This is a genomic window from Haloferax volcanii DS2, from assembly GCF_000025685.1.
GTDB classification, from domain to species: Archaea; Halobacteriota; Halobacteria; order Halobacteriales; family Haloferacaceae; genus Haloferax; species Haloferax volcanii.
On sequence record NC_013964.1, the window covers coordinates 128,335 to 145,163 of the forward strand.

Annotated in this window: 14 protein-coding genes and 1 pseudogene; 11 read left to right on the forward strand and 4 right to left on the reverse strand. The window is 64.9% G+C overall.

What is annotated here, in order from left to right; all coding sequences use genetic code 11:
* Nucleotides 1–32: 32 nt before the first annotated feature.
* The 4 genes from rhcF (at nucleotide 33) to HVO_RS00570 (ending at nucleotide 5,176) form a co-directional block, all read left to right on the forward strand.
* The gene (gene rhcF / locus HVO_RS00555; protein WP_004041041.1) at nucleotides 33–884 is read left to right on the forward strand and encodes a 2,4-diketo-3-deoxy-L-rhamnonate hydrolase; all 852 of its coding nucleotides are present in this window, start codon (nucleotides 33–35) and stop codon (nucleotides 882–884) included.
* Nucleotides 885–935: 51 nt separating this feature from the next.
* On the forward strand, nucleotides 936–1,733 hold the full coding sequence (gene rhcB, locus HVO_RS00560; RefSeq protein WP_013034945.1) for an L-rhamnose 1-dehydrogenase: 798 nt from the start codon (nucleotides 936–938) through the stop codon (nucleotides 1,731–1,733).
* 791 nt (nucleotides 1,734–2,524) lie between these two features.
* On the forward strand, nucleotides 2,525–3,151 hold the full coding sequence (gene rdfA, locus HVO_RS00565; protein ID WP_004041039.1) for a rod-determining factor RdfA: 627 nt from the start codon (nucleotides 2,525–2,527) through the stop codon (nucleotides 3,149–3,151).
* Between the two features lie 75 nt (nucleotides 3,152–3,226).
* Nucleotides 3,227–5,176 (forward strand): archaea-specific SMC-related protein, encoded by a 1,950-nt coding sequence (locus HVO_RS00570; protein ID WP_004041038.1) that lies wholly within the window; start codon nucleotides 3,227–3,229, stop codon nucleotides 5,174–5,176.
* Between the two features lie 133 nt (nucleotides 5,177–5,309).
* Here the strand turns inward: HVO_RS00570 and HVO_RS00575 are convergent, their stop codons facing one another.
* Nucleotides 5,310–6,074 (reverse strand): IclR family transcriptional regulator, encoded by a 765-nt coding sequence (locus HVO_RS00575; RefSeq protein ID WP_004041037.1) that lies wholly within the window; start codon nucleotides 6,072–6,074, stop codon nucleotides 5,310–5,312.
* Between the two features lie 364 nt (nucleotides 6,075–6,438).
* On the opposite strand from HVO_RS00575, the gene HVO_RS00580 reads away from it, so the two are divergent.
* The gene (locus HVO_RS00580) at nucleotides 6,439–7,386 is read left to right on the forward strand and encodes a peptidase dimerization domain-containing protein (protein WP_004041036.1); all 948 of its coding nucleotides are present in this window, start codon (nucleotides 6,439–6,441) and stop codon (nucleotides 7,384–7,386) included.
* Between the two features lie 100 nt (nucleotides 7,387–7,486).
* Here HVO_RS00580 and HVO_RS00585 read toward each other — a convergent pair whose 3' ends face one another.
* Nucleotides 7,487–8,191, reverse strand: coding sequence for a creatininase family protein (locus tag HVO_RS00585; RefSeq protein ID WP_004041035.1), 705 nt, complete (start codon nucleotides 8,189–8,191; stop codon nucleotides 7,487–7,489).
* 89 nt (nucleotides 8,192–8,280) lie between these two features.
* On the opposite strand from HVO_RS00585, the gene HVO_RS00590 reads away from it, so the two are divergent.
* The 4 genes from HVO_RS00590 to HVO_RS00605 all read left to right on the forward strand — a co-directional run bounded on the left by HVO_RS00590 (nucleotide 8,281) and on the right by HVO_RS00605 (nucleotide 13,339).
* Nucleotides 8,281–9,867, forward strand: a complete 1,587-nt coding sequence (locus HVO_RS00590) for an ABC transporter substrate-binding protein (protein ID WP_004041034.1) — start codon at nucleotides 8,281–8,283, stop codon at nucleotides 9,865–9,867.
* 111 nt (nucleotides 9,868–9,978) lie between these two features.
* Nucleotides 9,979–10,935, forward strand: coding sequence for an ABC transporter permease (locus tag HVO_RS00595; RefSeq protein ID WP_004041033.1), 957 nt, complete (start codon nucleotides 9,979–9,981; stop codon nucleotides 10,933–10,935).
* Complete coding sequence (locus HVO_RS00600) at nucleotides 10,928–11,908, forward strand: ABC transporter permease (RefSeq protein WP_013034988.1); 981 nt, start codon at nucleotides 10,928–10,930, stop codon at nucleotides 11,906–11,908. Before HVO_RS00595 ends, HVO_RS00600 begins: the two co-directional genes overlap by 8 nt.
* A 180-nt stretch (nucleotides 11,909–12,088) precedes the next feature.
* On the forward strand, nucleotides 12,089–13,339 hold the full coding sequence (locus HVO_RS00605) for an ABC transporter ATP-binding protein (RefSeq protein WP_004041031.1): 1,251 nt from the start codon (nucleotides 12,089–12,091) through the stop codon (nucleotides 13,337–13,339).
* A 27-nt stretch (nucleotides 13,340–13,366) separates the two neighbouring features.
* Here the strand turns inward: HVO_RS00605 and HVO_RS00610 are convergent.
* Nucleotides 13,367–13,954 (reverse strand): annotated as a pseudogene (locus HVO_RS00610) (polysaccharide deacetylase family protein); the annotation flags it as partial.
* A 54-nt stretch (nucleotides 13,955–14,008) separates the two neighbouring features.
* Nucleotides 14,009–14,962, reverse strand: a complete 954-nt coding sequence (locus HVO_RS00615) for an LLM class flavin-dependent oxidoreductase (protein WP_004041029.1) — start codon at nucleotides 14,960–14,962, stop codon at nucleotides 14,009–14,011.
* Between the two features lie 148 nt (nucleotides 14,963–15,110).
* Between HVO_RS00615 and HVO_RS00620 the strand changes: the two genes are divergently transcribed.
* Together HVO_RS00620 and HVO_RS00630 are read left to right on the forward strand one after the other, a co-directional pair.
* A complete protein-coding gene (locus tag HVO_RS00620; protein ID WP_004041028.1) occupies nucleotides 15,111–15,641 on the forward strand; it encodes an SDR family oxidoreductase in 531 nt (176 codons plus the stop codon).
* Nucleotides 15,642–16,213: 572 nt separating this feature from the next.
* On the forward strand, nucleotides 16,214–16,621 hold the full coding sequence (locus HVO_RS00630; protein WP_004041026.1) for a PPC domain-containing DNA-binding protein: 408 nt from the start codon (nucleotides 16,214–16,216) through the stop codon (nucleotides 16,619–16,621).
* Nucleotides 16,622–16,829 lie beyond the last annotated feature (208 nt).

The following is a 16,829-nucleotide window of genomic DNA, read 5'->3' on the forward strand; positions in this document are numbered from 1 at the left end:
AGTTACGTACCACGGTGTGACAGAGTGTAACGATGCAACTCGTTCGATACACCGCGGGCGGTGCTCCCGAGTGGGGCGTCCGCCGCGACGACGATGTCGTCCCGCTTTCCGGCCTCCGCGAAGACGTGACCGTCCAGAACCTCAACAGCCCCGGCTTCCTCACCGTCGTCGAGGACGCCGCGGACGCCGCCGAGGACCAGTCGGTCCCCGTCGAGGACGTAAAGCTCCTCGCGCCCGTGCCGCGCCCCGGTAAAATCGTCTGCGTCGGCCTCAACTACCACGACCACGCCGAAGAACAGGACGAGGAAGTTCCCGAACGCCCGCTCCTGTTCGGGAAGGCCGGCACGTCCGTCACGAACCCCGGCGACCCCATCGTCCACCCGGCGGCCATCGACGAGGTAGACTACGAGGTCGAACTCGGCGTCGTCATCGGGCAGACGGCCAAGAACGTCGACGCCGAGGACGCTTTCGACTACGTCGCGGGCTACACCGCCATCAACGACGTGAGCGGCCGCGACGCGCAGTTCGACGACGGGCAGTTCTTCCGCGGCAAGAGCTACGACACGTTCGCCCCGATGGGGCCGACGTTCGTCCCCGAGGGCGACGTCGACCCGCACGACCTCGACGTCGCCTGCCGCGTCAACGGCGAGACGAAACAGGAGTCCAACACCTCCGAGTTCATCTTCGGCGTCGACGAGGTCGTCGAGTACATCAGCGGCATCACGACGCTCCGCCCGGGCGACGTCATCTCCACCGGCACGCCCGGCGGCGTCGGCATCTTCCGCGACCCGCCGGAACTGCTCGAACCGGGCGACAGCGTCGACGTGGAAATCGAGGGCATCGGCACGCTCACCAACCCGGTCGTCTCCGAGCGCGACGAGTAACCGCCCGCCGTACAGCACAATTATTTATAGGATATCCCGGTACTACCGACTATGAGCACGCACACAGACACCCGACTGAGAGACAGGCATATCGTCGTGACCGGCGGCGCGCGCGGCATCGGCCGCGGCATCGCGGTTCGCTGCGCCCGCGCCGGGGCCGACGTATCGATTTTCGACACGAAGCCCGAGGTGGCCGCCGAGACGGCCGACCTCGTCCGCGAGGAGGGCGGCGAGGCCGAGGTGTACGAGGTCGACGTGACGGACGCCGAGGGCGTCGAGACCGCCGTCGACGCCGCTATCGACTCGCTCGGTGACATCCACGGCCTCGTGAACAACGCGGGCGTCCAGCAGGCCGTCCCGCTCCTCGAAACGACCGAAGACGACTGGGACCTCCACTTCGAGGTGAACGCCAAGGGGACGTTCCTCGTCTCCAAGGCCGTCGCCAGCCGGATGGTCGACGGCGACATCGAGGGCAGCATCGTCAACATCTCGTCGGTCGGCGCGGAGCGGCCGTTCTCCGGACAGGGCGCGTACGGCGCGTCCAAGGCGGCCGTCCTCGCCTTCACGACCGTGCTGGCGAAGGAGCTGAGCGACCACGGCATCACCGTCAACGCGCTCAAACCGGGCACCGTCGAGACGCCGATGGTCGAGGAATGGCTCGACGAGCACGCCGAGCAGTCGGGCAAGTCGCCGGACGAAATCCTCGCGGAGACGCTCGACGTGCACATCCTCGACCGAATCGGCCAACCCGAAGAAGTGGGCCACGTCGCGGTCCTGCTCCTCTCCGAGGAGGGCGACTGGATAACCGGCGAGTCCATCGCCGTCGACGGCGGCTACCTCAAACACTAGTGTTCGTCGCGACGACTTCGAAAGCCGCCCGAAGCGTCCGAAATCGATGCTTTCGACTCCCCGAGCCGGAGCCGGAACCCGAGCGTTCGGCCACAGCACTCACACGCAGTCCGGTATTATCGGATATTGACTGTGTAGAACCTGGCGGCCGGGCGAACTGAACCGAGGCGTGCCCGTCGCGGCGCGCGCGACCGCCGTGAGGATGCGAAATCAAGCGACTCGGAGATGTCCGCACCGACTCGCGCCGCCGCAGTTGGTGGCCTGTCGTCGCCGTCCGTGACTCGTCCAATTCACCTCTGGCACTCAGCGACGAGCTCGTGGCTTTGAGCACCGGATTTCGCCTCCGTGGCAATAATAGTCATAAACCTAATTCACATATCGGTGTGTCGTGTAACAGCACGTGGGTGGAGCAATCCGACCCATGTGTAATCAGCATCCCGTGTATCCAGCACGATAGCCATCAGTACGTCAGTCATACTGTACGCACGGTAGCCCCCACCGAGTACGCCTGCCCAACTGATACTCGTGAACACGTGGCGCGGCTACCTACCGAGCACAACGTCCCATTGATGCTCTATTTTTCGGTCGTCTCCCGTCGGCTACGTAGCGTCTGCCTTCCCGACTCCGGCCCCGCGTTATGCCTAGTCTCCGCGTGAGTCGTCGAACCCCATCTATTCCATCCGACATTGCCGGATATTACTGGTTCGATTCCGACGAACGCGCCTCTCCGAGTGTGACGAATCGCTCTCCAAACCTGAAGATATTTCACGCCACCGTGTGAAAAGCGAGTAATGGGTACCGACCAAAGCACGAACCGTCGCCTAAGCAAGGTAGAGCGGGTCATCGAGACGTACGACTTGGACGGATTCGGCGAGCAGCTCGCCGACCGCTGGACGGCTCCCGAGGACAGCGACAGCCTCCGGGACCTCGCGGATCTGATGAACGAGAAGGTGCTCGACGCCGCGCTCCGCAAGGCGGGCGAGGACGTCCTCGAAGGCGAGGTCGAGAACCTGTACACGCTTCTCACCGGCGACGAGACCACGGAGGGGATGCGCGTTCAGGCGAAGAACACGCTCCAGTCCCGCGGCGTCGACGTCGACCAACTGCTCTCGGATTTCGTCTCTCACCAGGCGGTCTACACCTACCTGACGGATATTCGCGGCGTCTCGAAGGACTCCTCGTCCGGAAACAGAATCGACAACGTCATCGAGTCCATCCAGCGACTCCGCGGCCGACTGGTCGCGGTCATCGAGCAGAGTCTGAGTTCGCTCCGCAACACGAGCAAACTCCGACTCGGTGACTTCGATGTCCTCGTGGACACGCAAGTGTACTGCCGCGACTGCGGGACGCAGTACGAGGTGGTCGAACTGCTCCAGCGCGGCGGGTGCGACTGCGACGAGAGCGAATCGAACTACTGATTACATACTTAGCGCTGTCACATTATCCTCGACTCAACGGGTGATTTTATATTGGTGTACCTGTTGGGTCAAGGTATGAGCTCAGAACAAGTGTCAAAATCCAAAGTCCACCTTTCGGTCGAGAATATCGGTGGCATCGACGACCTGTCAACGTCGTTCGAGCCGGGTGTGACCGTCTTGGCGGGTCGAAACGCCACGAACCGAACGTCGCTCTTGCGGTCCATCATGGCCGCCCACGGGAGCGACGATGTGGCGCTCAAAGGCGACGCCGACGAGGGCTCCGTCGAACTCACTATCGGCGACGAGGCGTACACTCGAACGTTCGAGCGGCAGGGCGACACGGTCATCTCCGGCGGGAACCCCGTCCTCGACGACCCGGACCTCGCGGACCTCTTTGCGTTCCTGCTCGAGACGAACGACGCTCGACAGGCGGTCGCCCGCGGCGACGACCTCCGCGACCTCATCATGCGTCCGGTGGACGTCGAGTCGATAAACGAGCAGATCGAGTCGCTCCAGCAGGAGAAACGCGACATCGCCGACGAACTCTCGACGCTCAGCAACCTCTCGGACCGCCTGCCGCAGCTCGAACGCCGGCGGACGAAGCTCGAAGACCAAATCGAGGAGAAGGAAGACGAACTCGCGGAGAAAGAACAGGAAGTCGAAGAGTACGACGCCAGCGTGAGCGAGCGGCAGGAAGTCGAGAGCGAACTCGAATCCAAGCTCGGTGACCTCCGGAGCAAGCGCCGCGACATCAACGACGTGGACCGCCGCATCGAGACGGAAAAACAGAGCCTCGACGCGCTCGAATCCGAGGAAGCGGAGCTTGAGGACGACGCCGAGGACCTCCCGGAGGTCGCCGGCGGCAAAATCGACGAAATCGAGTCCGAAATCAGCCGGCTCCGGACGCGTCGGCAGGAGATTCAGTCGACCGTCAACGAGCTTCAGTCCGTGATTCAGTTCAACGAGGAGATGCTCTCGGGCACGTCCTCGGACGTCGTGGACGCGCTCCGCGACGCCGACGACGCCGGCGGGAGCGTCACCGACCAACTGCTCGGCGACGACCAGGTCGTCTGCTGGACGTGCGGTTCCGAGGTCGACAAGTCCGAAATCGAGGGGACGCTCGAACGCCTCCGGACGCTCCGCGAGGAGAAGCTCGAAGACAACCGCGACCACCGCGAACAGCTCTCCGAACTCGAAGACGAGAAGTCCACCTACGAGCGCCGCCAGCGCGAGCGCGACCGCATCGAGCGCCGCCTCTCCGAAATCGAAAGCGAGCGCGAGACCCGCCAAGAGCGCATCGAGGAGCTCAAATCCGACCGCTCGGACCTCGAAGCCGAAATCGACTCGCTCGAACAGACCGTCGACGAACTCGAAAGCGAGGAACACGGCGACCTGCTGGACCTCCACCGCGAGGCGAACCAGCTCGAATACGACCTCGGCCGCCTCCGCAGCGACCTCGAAGACGTCGAAGACGAAATCGCAGACATCGAGCGCAAACTCGACGAGCGCGACGAACTCGAAGCGGCCCGCGAGGACATCGAAGACGAACTCGAAGAGCTTCGGACGCGCATCAAGCGCCTCGAATCCGAGGCCGTCGAGGAGTTCAACACCCACATGGACGACGTGCTCGACGTGCTCGAATACGACAACCTCGAACGCATCTGGATCGAGCGCACCGAAAAGCGGGTTCGGGAGGGCCGAAGGAAGGTCACGAAATCGGTGTTCGACCTCCACGTCATCCGGACGAACGAAGACGGCGTGAGCTACGAGGACTCCGTCGCCCACCTCTCGGAGTCCGAGCGCGAGGTGACCGGCCTCGTGTTCGCGCTCGCGGGCTACCTCATCCACGACGTCTACGAGACGGTGCCGTTCATGGTCCTCGACTCGCTCGAAGCCATCGACTCGAACCGCATCTCGCGGCTCGTGGACTACTTCGCGGACTACGCCGACTACCTCACCGTCGCTCTCCTCGAAGAGGACGCGCAGGCGGTCGACAGTTCCTATCCGCGCTACTCGCCGGCGTAACGACGCCGACAGCGCTTCGTTTTTCTCGTTTTTCATCCCCGCGTCGAGTCGCGTCGCGAACGGCGCATCTCGTTTCGAGTTACACTATTAGGTGCGTCACGAACTGGGCATTGACGGCGACAGGGCGACGCGCTCAGGAGAGCGCGATGCTCAGTTCCAACTCCTCTGCGATGCCGAGGAGGACTTCGGTGAGACGGTCGAACTGCTCGCCTTTCATCCGGTTGGAGGGGCCGGCGACGCTCAGCGCGCCGAACACGTCGCCGTCCGGCCCCATGACGGGCGCACCGACCGCGCGAACCCCGCTGATCTGCTCTTCGACGTTCAACGCGTAGCCGCGCTCTCTGATTTCGGCGAGTTCGTCGAACAGCGCCTCCTCGTCGTGAATCGTCTGTTCGGTCTCCTTCGGGAGGCCGATTCGGTCGACGATTTCTCGGACCCGTTCTCGCGGCATGTTGGCGAGGATGGCTTTCCCGCTCGCCGTCGAGTGGAGATAGACGCGCTTTCCCACCGTCGACTGCGTCCAGACGCCGTGTTTTCCGGGTGCGGTGTGGACGTACACGCCCCGCCCGTGTTCCTCGACGGTGAAAATCGAGCGCCGTTCCGACTCCTCGGAAAGGACGTTGGTGTAGTGTTCGGCCTTCCCGAATTTGCGTTTCCGCGTTCGGACGAAGTTCCCGAGACCGAGGAATCGAAGCCCGAGATGGTAGGTATCGCCCTCTTTAACCACGTATTCCTGCGCTTCGAGAGTCGTCACGTGAGTGTGTGCGGTGCTCGGCGCGATGTCGAGTTCGCGGGCGATTTCGGTCACGCCCGCCCCGTCGCGCTCCCTGAGTAGTTCGACGATTCTGAGGGTTGTGACCGTCGTTTTGAGCGAACGGTCGTTCGCGGTTTCGGTCATTATCTGTGGGTCGTCACCATTGCACATAGTATTTTCGCCGCTCCCGAATACCAGTTGTTCGATAACGAATGCGGGCCACGCTGACGCCGAAACGAGTTGTTTGTGAACTATGTGCATGCTTTGCGGCTGGATTGGGGTGCGACGCCCCGCCTCGAAGACGGCGAGGTCAACGACCGAAAACCGGCAGAGAGCGGTCCGGAAGCGTCCGAAACGCGGGAGCGACAACGCTCGTCATATTTCGGCGTCTCCCGGTGTTTGGATTCGTTCCTCGTGAATCGTGCGTTCAGTGGGTGATTCGAAGCCCGAACGTTCACCGATCCAGAAGTGTTATTATCGTTTCTCCAGTTAAATCGCACGAGACGCAATGAACCACAACGAGACGTTCGAGACGGTCGAGTCGCTGGAGGCGGAACTCGTCTCACTCACCGAGTCGCTCTGGGAGCAGCCGGAGCTCGGCCTTCACGAGACCGAATCCGCCGAGTTGCTCTCGTCGGTTCTCCGCGACGGGGCGTTCGACGACCTCGACGCCGTCGAACTGCTGAACACCGGGTCGGAGTTCATGCGCGAGCACGTCTCCGACGACGCCCGCATCCACTACACCATCCCCGACGGCGGCGGCGCGCCGAACGTCGTCCCCGCGGAGGCGACGGCGTGGTTCTACGTCCGCGCGCCGACCCGAGACGAGGTCGACCGCATCACCGACTGGCTCGACGACGTGGCCGAGGGCGCGGCGCTCATGACCCAGACGACGGTCTCCCGGCGGTTCCACACGGGCTGTTACGACTACGTGGCGAACCACGCGCTGTCCGATGCACTGCTGGAGAACATGCGACTCGCCGGCCCCATCCCGTACACCGACGAGGACCGCGAGTTCGCCGCGGAGCTTCAGGAGACGCTCTCGGCGGAGACAATCGAGGCGCGGACGGCGCAGCTCCCCGAGGAGCGGCGCGAGGCGGCGCGCTCGTCGGTGCTGTATCCGGACGCCCAGCCCTCCTACGACGTGGGGACCGTCCTCAACGGCTCGACGGACGTCGGCGACGTGAGTTGGATTACGCCGACCGCGCAGTTCTGGGCGGCGTCGTGGCCGGTGGGGACGCCCTCGCACACGTGGCAGGCCGTCGCCACAAACGGGAGCTTCGGGTCGAAGGCCGCGGTGTACGCCGCGAAGGTCCTCGCGGCGACGACGCTCGACCTGTTTTCGGACGAGGCGCTGGTGGCGGCGGCCCGCGAGGAGTTCGAAGCGTCCGTCCCCGGCGACTACGAGTGTGCGTTGCCCGAGGGGACGGAGCCGCCGTTCCACCTCACGTTGTAGGTGGCGAGCGTCGGGAAAATCAGCTCTCGTTTCGGTTTGCGGTTTCGCTCGATTTCGTCCGTCTATCCGTCTCTCCGCCTCTCCGTCGCCGAGGCCCGCGTTACTCTAGTTCCGACCGGAGATGCGTCAGGATGCGGTCGGTCGTCGACTCGATGACTTCTTCGAGGAACTCCGGGTCGGACTGCGTCGGGTCGCCGAGGCCGCCCTCGACGGTCAGGTCGTCGAAGTGGGCGTACTGGCGGACCTCGTATCGGTTCTTCTTCGTCTGCGGGGTCTTGCGGTCGCCGCGGACGAGGTCGGGATGGCAGTGCTCGATGACGCTCGTCTCGTACTCGCCGGCGTGGCCCCACTCGGTGCCGAACCGCGCCTCTAACTGGTCGCGGGCGAAGTCGGTCCAATGTGCGTAGTACGAGTCGAGTCCGTGGTCGCGCTGGAGTCGGTCGAGGGCGAGTTTGTGCGGTTCGGTGTTGCCTCCGTGGAAGTTGGCGACGAGAAACCGGGTCCCGCCGTGGCGCTGGACTGACCGGCCCACGTCGATGATTATCTCCTGGTACGTGTCGGCTCCGAGCGAAATCGTCCCCGCGTAGTTGATGTGGTGCTCCGAGTAGCCGTACGGGAGCACCGGCAGCACGAGGAGATTCAAGTCGTGTTCCGGGGCCGCCGCGGCGAGCTCCGCGGTCAGGTTCTCCGCTCGGATGGAGTCGACCGAGGTCGGGAGGTGCGTCGAGTGCTGTTCGGTTGCCCCGCAGGGGAGCACGACGAAGTCCGCCTCGTCGAACGCGGTTTCGGCTTCCTGCCACGTCATCTCCGCTAGGAGCGACTGTGACTCCGTTGAGTCCATAGAGTGTCTCACGTAGAGATATACTGAAAACGACGGGTGCGTCGATACCCGTCTTGCTCGCCGGCTGTACGTCCGACTCCGGGTCCGAAACGACGAGCGAGGGCGACGGCGGTGGCGGCGAAACGACCGCGGGCGGCGCGACCGAGACGGCCGCCGGCGGTTCCGACGCGACGATAAACATCGGCCAGGCGCTGAACCCCGTCCGATTCGACCCGATAACGCAGCTTTCGAACCCCGACGCGCTCGTCGCGAACCGGGTGTTCAGTCAGCTGTACACCTACGGCGAGGGGACGGACGTGGTCCCGAACCTGGCGACAAGCATGCCGACCATCGAGCGGGACAACACCCGATACATCGTCGAAATCGTCGACAACGCGATGTTCCACAACGGCGACCCGGTCACCGCCGAGGACGTGGCCTACTCGTTCCGCACGCCCATCGAGGAGGAGACGCCCCTCCTGGGCATCTTCAGCGTCATCGACACCGTCGAGGCAATCGGCGAGACGACCGTCCAGTTCGACCTCTCGAACCCCTACGCGATGTTCCAGCACGTCCTCACCCATCAGGTCGTGCCGGAGGCCGTCCGCGAGGAGGACAAAGAGGCGTTCAGTACCCAACGGCCCATCGGCTCGGGACCGTTCAAGTTCGTCGAGTGGGAAGAGAGCAACTACGTCACGCTCGAACGCTGGGACGACTACTGGGGCGACGAACTACCCGACGTCGCGGGCGTCGAGTTCACCCCTATCACGGAGTCGACGACGCGCGTCACCAACCTCCGGACGGGCGACGTGGACGTTGTCGAGACGATTCCGCCCCGACTTTGGGAGACCGTCGAGAGCACCGAAGACACGAGCATCTCCGAAATCGAGAGCGTCGGGTACTTCTACGTCGCGTTCAACTGCAACGAGGGCCCGACCGCCGACAAGCGCGTCCGCGAGGCCATCGACTACAGCTTCTCGATGGACGACGCGGTCGACCGCTACATCGACCCGGCCGGACTCCGCCAGTACGGCCCGCTTCCGGGGCAGATGGTCGAAGAGTGGGACATGCCGCTCGAAGAGTGGATGGAGATTCCGAACGACAAAGACGTCGAGCAGGCGACGGCGCTGTTCGAGGAGGCGGGCGTCCCCGCCGACTGGGACGCGAAGATTATCGTCCCGCCGGACGACAACCGCGAGAACATCGGCCTCTCCATCGCCAACGGCATCAAGGAGGCCGGCTACGAGGCCCACGTCGAACGGCTCGACTGGGGCGCGATGCTCAGCCGCGCGTACACCGGCAACGCCTCGGACTACAACATCTACGTCCTCGGGTGGGTCCGCTACCCCGAACCCGACGACTTCATCTACAACCTGTTCCACGAGGACTCGGAGGGCGTGAACCAGGGCGTCTACTACAAGAACGACGAGGTGATGGAGCAGATTCAGGGCGCGCGGGAGTCGACCGACCGCGACGAGCGCCAACAGCTCTACCAGTCGGCCATCTCGACGCTCCTGGAGGAGAAGGTCCACCTCCCGGCGTTCAACTACAAGAACTCCTACGGCGTGAAGTCCACCGTCAGCGACTTTCAGGTCCACCCGGTCTCGCCGCAGAACCCGCGGCTCCTCACCGGCTACAACAACGTCTCCGTCGACAGATGACGGTACCCTGTCGGTAACAGTTACCAAACGTTATATGCTCACTCCCCATCCACTCCACTCATGACGACAACCGGTTACATCGGACGACGATTACTCTAAATCGTTCCGGTCTTGCTGTTCGTCGTTACGGTCACGTTCGTCCTCATCAACTCGATACCCGGCGACCCGGTTCGCATCTTGGTCGGGCCGAGCGCCGACGCGGCGGCCATCGAGGCCGCCCGCGCGAGATACGGCCTCGACCAACCGCTGTACATCAGGTACGTCAGGTACGTCGCGGCCGTCGCCACGGGCGACTTCGGGACGAGCATCCACTACGGTGGAGTCGCGGTGACGGTGAAAATCTTCGAGCGGCTTCCGGTAACGCCGCTGCTCCTCGCGTCGAGTTTCACCCTCGCAATCGGCTCCGCGATTCCGCTGGGCATCTTCGCCGCCAAGAACCGTAACAACGGCTACGACCACCTCGCCCGTATCACGTCGCTTATCGGCGTCAGCACGCCGAGCTTCTGGGTCGGCCTGCTTCTCATCATCGTGTTCGCGTACTACGGCGACCTCCTGCCGCCGAGCGGACTCGTCATGCCGTGGGCCGACCCCGCGTCGGTCGAGGGGGCGGCGTCGAGACTGGACGTGCTCGCGACCGCCGCGTCGCATCTGATTCTCCCCTCTATCACGCTGGGGACGCTTCAGATGGCGGCCATCACGCGCATCGAGCGGTCGTCGATGCTCGAAGTGCTCAACAAGGACTACGTCCAGCTCGCTCGCGCGTACGGCGTCTCCGAGCGGACGATTCTCCGCAAACAGGCGTTCAGGAACGCGCAACTGCCGGTGCTCACGGTCATCGGCATCCAGATGACGACCGCCCTCGGCGGCGCGGTGCTGACCGAGACGGTCTTCAACATCAACGGGATGGGGAACCTCATCATCACCGCGGTCCGGGCGCAGGACTACCAGCTCATCATGGGCACGACGATATTCTTCGCCATCGTGTTCGTCCTCGGCGTGCTCGTCGTGGACGTGCTGTACGCGGTCATCGACCCGCGCATCTCCTACGGGGGTGGTGCCGGTGAGTGATTCGACGGCCGCCGCCGGCGACTCGGCCCGCACGGGCGGCGTCGCGGACGCCGACGAGCGCTCCGCCGTCTCGCGCACCTCGCAGGTGCTTCGACAGCTCAAGCGCAACTCGGCGTCGCGCGTCGGTCTCTACGTTATAGGGCTCGTGACGCTCGTCGCGCTGGTGACGACTATCGACGCCGACCTGTTCGACTACCAGTTCGCGGCGACGTTCTGGTACCACCCGGAGAACGACCCGTCGGGGAGCACCATCTTGCTCCCGCCGGTCGGCATCGAAAACAGCTTCGGGACGGGGACGTGGGCGCATCCGCTCGGGACGGACCACCGCGGCCGCGACGTACTCGTCAGGCTGGTGTACGGCACCCGCATCGCCGTTCAGGTGGGTCTCATCGCGACGGGCATCGGGATGACCATCGGGACGGTCGTCGGCGCGGTCTCCGGCTACTACGGCGGCTGGGTCGACGACGTGCTCCAGCGGTTCGTCGAATCGCTGTACGCGATTCCGTTCCTCATCCTCGTCATCGCAATCATGTCCGCGTTCGGCCGCGAGCTCGGTATCGCCATCATCGGCGTCTCCATCACGACGATTCCGGTGTTCACGCGCCTGATTCGCTCGCAGGTGCTGAGCGTCCGGGAGATGGAGTACGTCGAGGCCGCGAAGGCCGCCGGCGTGCGCGACCGGCACATCATCTTCCGCCACATCATCCCCAACAGCTTCGCGCCGGTGCTCGTCCAGTCGACGCTTCAGGTCGGCGTGAACATCCTCATCGTCGCGTCGCTGTCGTTCCTCGGCTTCGGGGTCCAGCCCCCGACGCCGTCGTGGGGGCAGATGCTCGCCCACTCGCGGCAGTACATGATCGTCAACTCGTGGTCCAGTCTCTGGCCCGGCCTCGAGGTTCTCGCGACGGTCGTCGGATTCAATCTGCTGGGCGACGGCCTGCGCGACGCAATCGACCCGCGGTCGAACGACTGACGATGAACGGACGACACCTCTCACCGACCGTTCGCCCCGGGGCCGGGAGTCGCCCGGCCGCCGTCAGTCGCTCGCCCGCCGAACTATCGCTCCCTCCCCGGGGCGGCGTCGGCATTCGCTCTTGCGGTTTTGCTGAGGCACCCATCTCACGCACCGACGCCCCCCACGATTCCACGACCAATGTCTGATACGCTACTCACCGTCCGCGACCTGCACACCCACTTCCGCACCGACGCGGGGACCGTTCGGGCCGTCGACGGTATCTCGTTCGAGGTACAGCGCGGCGAAGTGCTCGGCATCGTCGGCGAAAGCGGCGCGGGAAAGAGCGTCGCGGCGCGGAGCATCATGCGCCTCATCGACTCGCCGGGCGTCATCGTCAACGGCGAGGTCCGCTTCGAAGACGACCTGCTCGTCGGCGTCGAGCGCGGCGACGACCCCGACGGCGAGCCCCGACAGGACCCCGAGATGCTGTCGAGCCGCGAGATACGCGAGCGCATCCGGGGCCGCGAAATCGCGATGATATTTCAGGACCCCACGGAGAGCCTCAACCCGGTGTTCACCGTCAGCGAGCAGTTGAGCGAGATTATCGGGCTCAATCGCGACGTGTCGGCGGCCGAAGCCGAAGCCATCGCCGTCGAGCGCCTCCGCGAGGTCGGCATCCCCGAGGCCGAACGCCGGATGGACGACTACCCCCACGAGTTCTCCGGGGGGATGCGCCAGCGCGTCCTCATCGCCATGGCGTTCGCGTGCGAACCGAGCCTCGTCATCGCCGACGAGCCGACCACCGCGCTCGACGTGACCGTCGAGGCGCAGATTCTCGACCTCGTGAAGGACCTCGCGGCGCGCTACGACACGTCGTTCGTCTGGGTCACCCACGACATGGGCGTCGTCGCCGAGATATGCGACCGCGTGGCCGTGATGTACCTCGGCGAACTGGTCGAACTCGCCGACAAGGACGACCTGTTCGAGTCCCCGAAACACCCCTACACCCGGGCGCTCCTCTCGTCGATTCCGGTGCCCGACCCGCGGGTGTCCCGCGAGACCGTTCCGCTGTCCGGCGACGTGCCGTCGCCGATTCACCCGCCGAGCGGCTGCCGGTTCCACACCCGATGTCCGAGCCTCGTCGCCCCGGCGGAACTCGACCTCAGTGACGACGAGTGGGACCGCGTGCGCCGGTTCGTCAGAGCCGTCCAGCGCGAGTCCCCGGACGCGGCCGCTGACGACGCGCGGGCGACCTACTTCCCCGACGACCTCCCCGCCGGAGAAGCCGTCGAGCGCGCGCTCTCGCTCGCAGCCGAGGGTGCGTGGCGCGACGCCGCGTCGCTCCTGACCGAGACGTTCGTCGAGCCGAGCGTCTGCACCTCCGAGGTGCCGGCGCTGGAGTCCCCCGACGAACTCGACCGTATCGTCAGCTGCCACCACTACTCCTGAAAAAGCGTCGCCGTCCTTATTTCGCCCTCACGCCGACCGGAATCGGTCTGCGACTTCGGCCACGGTTTCGAAGACGACGCCCGGCGTGTCGGCGACGTGTTCGACGAACGATTCGAGCCGGACGAGCCGGTGTGACTGCCCGATGACCTGCGGGTGCATCGTGAGGACGAAGACGCCGTCATCGACGTTGTCGACCATCCAGTCGAACTGCTCGCGCCACTGGCGGAACACCGATTTCTCGTTCGCGTAGCCCCGCTTGCGGTTGAAGGCGAACGCCGGGAAGTCGTCGCGTTGCCACGAGACGGGTACCTCGACGATGTCGGTCTCGGTGCCGCGCTCGAAGGGGGCGTCGGCGGGCGCGGCCCACCCCTCCCGAACGCGGTACGGCTCGAAGTCGGTCGCCATCTGGCTGGAGTCCCACTCGAAGCCGAGTTCGTCGAGGATGCCGAGCGTGTGGGTCGAGAAGTCCCACGATGGCGAGCGGTAGCCGGTCGGCCGCCGCTCCGTGAGGTCCACGATGCTCTCGACGCCGAACTCGTCCAAGCGGTCGAGGACGCGGGGTGCGCCCACGTCGACGCCGAACAGTCCTCTCGACAGTTTCGTCGGGCTGTCCGGCGGTTTCCCTGCCGCACCCGAACGCTGGCGGCCTCTCGTCTCTCGTCCCGCGAGCTACCGAAACGCCGGCGCGACCTCTTCGGCGAACAACTCGGCGCTCGTCGTCTCGGGGAAGTCGACGAACTCCACGACGACCTCGTCGAAGCCCATCTCGACGAACGTCGCCAGTCGCTCGCGCACCTGTTCGGGCGTGCCGACGAGCGGGAACTCGCCCTCGGCGACGTTCTCGGGCTTGAACCGCGGGAAGTGCTCGTCGAGGAGGGCGTCGAGTTCCGCCTCGTCCTCGCGTAGCAGACACCGCGCGAACCACGAGCGCTCTATCTCCTCGAACGGTCGGCCGTAGCCCTCGCAGTGGCGTTCCAGCACGTCCAGTTTGTGTTGCATCACCTCCGGCGGTCCCCAGAAGTTCCACGAGTCGGCGTACTGAGCGGTGATTCGGAGCGTGAACGACTCGCCGCCGCCGCCGACCATGATAGGCGGGTGCGGGTCTCGGACGGGGTGGGGCCGGCACATCGCCTCGTCGAGGGTGTAGTAGTCGCCGTCGAAGCTGACCGTCTCCTCGGTCCACAGGCGCTTGAGCAACCGAATCGACTCCTCCAGCATCCGAAGGCGAGTCGGCGCGTCCGGCCAGTCGTAGCCGTAGGCCCGCGCCTCGCTTTCCTTCCAGCCGGCGCCCATGCCGAGTTTCAGTCGGCCGTCGCTCACGGCGTCGAGCGTCGCGGCCTGCTTGGCGAGGAGCGCGGGGTTTCGGAAGTGGTTGTTCACCGTCTTCGGGTAGAGGTACACGTCCTCCGTCTCGCGGGCGATGGCGGCCAGCGTGACGAAACACTCCGTCGTGGGGCCGCTGCCGGTCATGACGTGGTCGGGGACGGCGACGCCGTCGAAGCCGAGGCCCTCCATCGCCACGGCGAACTCCACCTGCGCGTCCCACGAAATCTCGTCGCAGAACGCCAACTGGGAGTGAACGGAGTCGCCGGCGCTGGTCGGAACGTTGACTGCGAACTGCATACGAACGGCTCACGCGCGACCACGAAAACAGTTACCACTTCTCTCGCTTTCTCACTCTCACTACCTCACTCAGTTTCTCATTTCCCCACTGGTCTCCTCACTCGCCGCCACCCCAACACGTACTACAATTCGAGCCGTTCGGTATTACATGACGGACCACCAGCACGCGGCAATCGTGACCGGCGCGTCCAGCGGTATCGGACGGGCGGTCGTCGAGCGACTCCAAGCGGACTATGACTACGTCGCCTGCTTCGACATCGAGACCGGCGAGACCGACTGGGACGACGAAGGCGTCCACGAGTTCGCGGTCGACGTACGCGACCCCGACGCGGTCGCGGACGCGGTGGCGGCGGTCGAGTCGGTCGCTGACGTGGCGGCGCTCGTGAACAACGCGGGCATCTCGCGGGCCGTCTCCCTCGCGGACCTCGACCCAGACGAGTGGGACCGCGTCCTCGACGTGAACCTCAAAGGGCAGTACGTCGTCGCCCGCGCCGTCGCCCCGGGTATGGTCGAGCGCGGCGAGGGTGCCATCGTCAACGTGTCGAGCGTCGCCGACCTCCCGCTCGAACGCATCGGAACGCCCGAGGAAGTCGCTGACGTGGTCGCGTTCCTCTGCGACGGCGCGAGCTACGTGACGGGGACGGTGCTGACGGTCGACGGCGGGTCGATGCTCCGGTGACCGAGGCCGCCGGTCGCCGGACGCCGAGCGAACAGCCAGTACCCGCGAACTGACCGAGACATACTAAATCCAAAGATAATATTGTAATTTGATAGTTCGACGCCTAATCTCTCGTATTCTCCGACCAGCACTGTCTCGGCGCTGCTCACTCGGCCGTCTCCGGACCAGCCAGCGCGTCTATGACGAAAACGGCTAGTACAGCGCCTTCAACCGACTTGTAGCGCCGTCACAACTCGATGACGAACTCGGCACCGAGCTGCGTCACCGAATTGGCGCGCGTCGGCGCGCGTCGGCGTGTCTCTGTGCGTGCCGGTGCGTTCCGGTACGTGCCGGTGCGACTGACCGCTTGAAGTTTGACCGTTGTCTCCTGAACCGCCTCCGTTCGCGGCCGCGTGGTCGGTGTCACTACCGGTCGAGTCGTCGTTCTCGATTTCGTATTTTCATCTGATATTTTAGTGAACAGAGAAAATATCGACAAAACAATATTTTTAGCATCCGCGTTCGTCCCGCACCGTCGAGTCTTTCAAAACATATTACGTCACCGCCGGTGTACCGGACGCTCGGGCACAACCATGGACTATGTCAACGAAGGCGACACGGTCGTCGTCAGGCTGGACCCCGGCGAACAGGTCCTCGACTCGCTGGCCGCGGTGCGCGACGAACTCGACATCGAACACGGCTTTCTCACGGGTATCGGCGCGGTCGACGCCGTCACGCTCGGCCACTACGACGTGGACGACCAGGAGTACCTCGAAGAGGAGTTCACGGGCCAGTTCGAGGTGACGAGCTTCCTCGGCAACATCGGCCCCGACAAGATTCACACGCACATTCAGGTCGGCACTCGCGACTTCGAGACGCTCGGCGGCCACTGTTCCGGCGCGCGCGTCTCCGGGACGTTCGAGGTGGTCATCCACCTCGGCGAGACGCCGCTGACCCACCACCTCGACGAGCGGACCGGCCTCGACGTGTTCGACATCTGAGCCGGCCCGGACCGAGCCGAGCCGGACTGAATCGAACTGAATCGGACCGAGCGCGTCGCGGTGCGGACGCTCGGTCGCTTTTTCCCACGCCTGCCGTGAGTCGAGAGCGTCGCGTCCGTCGGCTGGTGTGAGGCAGTTCGGAGAAAGAAAAGACGGCGCTGTCGGGGCGTCGGCCGGTGGTGGAGGGCCGAAGCGAGGGGGGCCGGAG